The 2,827-nt window shown below is 53.8% G+C and carries 3 protein-coding genes and 1 pseudogene; 2 read left to right on the forward strand and 2 right to left on the reverse strand.

Annotated features, from left to right (window positions below):
* On the forward strand, positions 1 to 345 hold a 345-nt coding region (locus tag JK199_RS15655), incomplete at its 5' end, for an integrase core domain-containing protein (protein WP_212377728.1).
* A 222-nt stretch (positions 346 to 567) separates the two neighbouring features.
* Here the strand turns inward: JK199_RS15655 and JK199_RS15660 are convergent.
* The gene (locus JK199_RS15660) at positions 568 to 1,179 is read right to left on the reverse strand and encodes a TetR/AcrR family transcriptional regulator (RefSeq protein ID WP_077804094.1); all 612 of its coding nucleotides are present in this window, start codon (positions 1,177 to 1,179) and stop codon (positions 568 to 570) included.
* A 72-nt stretch (positions 1,180 to 1,251) separates the two neighbouring features.
* Between JK199_RS15660 and JK199_RS15665 the strand changes: the two genes are divergently transcribed.
* Positions 1,252 to 2,370: an MFS transporter gene (locus JK199_RS15665; protein WP_198912021.1), complete on the forward strand. Its 1,119-nt coding sequence runs from the start codon at positions 1,252 to 1,254 to the stop codon at positions 2,368 to 2,370.
* A gap of 38 nt (positions 2,371 to 2,408) precedes the next feature.
* On the opposite strand, the pseudogene JK199_RS16115 reads toward JK199_RS15665, so the two are convergent.
* Positions 2,409 to 2,732 (reverse strand): annotated as a pseudogene (locus tag JK199_RS16115) (nuclear transport factor 2 family protein); the annotation flags it as partial.
* Positions 2,733 to 2,827 lie beyond the last annotated feature (95 nt).

The following is a 2,827-nucleotide window of genomic DNA, read 5'->3' on the forward strand; positions in this document are numbered from 1 at the left end:
ATCCAGTTCGCTGATCAGCCCCGTAACCGCAATACGGCCTGGTCGTGTCCCATGCGCTTTGACATGATCTGCGAAGCCCACGGGATTGAACACCGTCTGACAAAACCCAACCATCCCTGGACGAACGGTCAGGTTGAACGGATGAACCGGACGATCAAGGAAGCAACCGTCAAGCGCTTCCATTACGACAGCCACGAGCAGTTAAGGACACACCTCAACGATTTCATGGCAGCCTATAATTTCGGGCGAAGGCTCAAGACCCTGAACGGCCTCACACCTTACGAATACGTCTGCAAAATATGGACTTCAGAGCCAGAAAGATTCATCATCAATCCAACCCATTAAATCCCGGGACTAAACACCTAGAGACTGAATCAGCAAACGGTCTGATCGACTTCCGCAGAACTTCAGCAGATATCCTCGCTCATATTGCAGCCGCTTTGTTCCACGCGCTCATCCGCCGGGATAGAGTCTTCGGCACGATGGCTCCCATTCAGGCGATACGGTCAAACATAGATGAATAAATTCAAATAATTTTATCTGGACGCTGTCCACATGGTGAATGAACTATTTCAATAGTTCCTCTTCACGAGGCTCTTTTGAAATACTTTTCATAATGAGCCTCGTAAGGCGCTGCGCGAATTCAGCATCAAGTTTGCCTCCCAGAAGAAGGTGATACCAAAATGCACCATGAAACGCGGCGACCGCCATTTCCACATCGGCATCTTCCAGGATTTCTCCGTTTGCAATGCCGTCACGAAAAATGGTGGCGACGATTTCCGCTCTTGGCTCAACAAAACCGGCCCGGAAACTCTTTAGAAATTCGGGATCGTCCTGCGCGGACGCAATCAGGTTCCTGATCGCAGGTCCATCCTGCTGCAAGTTCCTGAACACGTTGACCAGAAAATGCAGCAACCGCTTCTCGGCGCGGCCGTCCGATAGAACGTCCGCATCACCAGCGCTTTCCAGGAACGCGGCCAGAACGAGTTCAGCCTTACTCGGCCATCGGCGATAGAGCGTCTGCCTGCCAACACCAGCCTCTGTCGCAATCATCTGGATGCTGACACCGCAATATCCGTGTTGCAGGACGAGCTGCCGGGCTGCCGCCAACAGGCTTGGCCCAACTTTATTATCGCGCGGGCGCCCCGGAGAGCGAGTAGAGGTTGTCATTTTCGTCATTGCGGTACGCCGGTCTCGTATATATTATGATACCTTAGTCTCGTATTTAGATTGCCCAAACAGGAAATGTCCATGTTAAAGCGAAGGGGCGTCTTTGCTCTGCTCTGTGTCGCATGTCTGACGATCATGGTCGGCTGCGTTATCGTACCTGGCCTGCCCGGCATCGCGACGGCTCTCGGTCTCTCCCAGGAAGCAAGCTGGCTGGTCACCTTGCCCTCACTCGGCGTAGTGATCTTTGGCCCCTTTGCCGGCCACCTGATTACACGCCTTGGCTCTCGCCAGGCCTTGCGTATTGGCCTCGCTCTGTACGGAGCGCTCGGGCTGGCATGTATATGGCTGAGCAACGCAGTATTGATCTTTTCTGACCGGCTTTTGCTCGGGGGAGCAACAGCGATCGTGATGGCTTCGGGCACAGGGCTTTTATCCGATTTTTTTGAGGGACACGCGCGGCTCAAGATGATCGCACTCCAGGGCATGGCCATTGAACTGGGAGGCGTCATCTTCCTGTCTCTGGGAGGACTCCTCGCCAGTATGGGATGGCAATGGCCGTTTTCGCTCTATCTGATGAGTTGGGTCTTTCTCGTCCTCGTCGAACTGTTCGTACCGTATCCGCCAGTCAAACCCGTTGCGTCACCCCAAACAGAAGCAGATCGAGGTTCTGTTCTGGGAAAACTGGCGCGAATATATATAGCCGCTCTCCTCTCCATGACCGTGTTCTTCACAGCGATCATCTCCTTGCCCAGACGGCTGGAAGGCATGCACTTCTCCGAGGCGCAAACAGGGTATTTTCTGTCATTCGTCTCTCTTGTCGCTGTAGGAGCAGCGTGGTTTCTCCCAAAAATCTGTCGGCGTATCGGGGAGCAAAACACTTTGCGGGCGGGCTTTCTGGCCTATGCAGCCGCCCATGCACTTTTTGCTTCCATGATGACGGCAGTCCCGATGATTGGCGCTGCAATCATGCTCGGGACCGGTTTCGGACTGACAGTTCCCCTCGTCAATCACCTGACGATCGAACGCACCCACTCTGTCGAACGCGGCTCAGCACTTGCCTACCTGTCTGTTGCCATTTTTATGGGGCAATTCCTGTCATCGTTTTTGGAATATCTCCCTGGCAATATAAGTTCTGCCTTCATAGCCGCCATTATTCTGGCTTTGGGCGGCGTTGCTGTCTCTGGTCGGCCATCGTTGTAAGAAACTGACCAACCTGCGGCGTTTTGCGACACCATCAACTATCCGTCGATCGGGTCTTCGTTCTCTTCAGATCCCAATGATCTGCGATACACCCCATTCAAACCCCTGCGCAGCAGCTCCTGCTGCTCAGCCGACCCGTCGACGGGCAGAAGGGTGCGCCTGGCAATCATCCAGCGACCTTTGTGCCGTTCAAGCTCCCAACGGTTCACGACCACGCGGTGAATGCGGTATCCCGTCGAGGCCCCATGATTTGGCAGTTCGCGTCGATGACCTTCATGGTCAAGATGAATAATCATGAGGTAGGATGTGACAATCGCGACGTCACCCCGCAGATCGATAAGCGGCAGACCAGTAAAATGGGCAAGGCCGCCTAGGTGTTTATACCAATTTGTTTTGGCTGTGACTCAGGGGGGGGGGTACACATAGGCGTTGAATTGTGATTCACAGGATACCGTCA

This window comes from Acetobacter persici (assembly GCF_018256955.1).
GTDB classification, from domain to species: Bacteria; Pseudomonadota; Alphaproteobacteria; order Acetobacterales; family Acetobacteraceae; genus Acetobacter; species Acetobacter persici.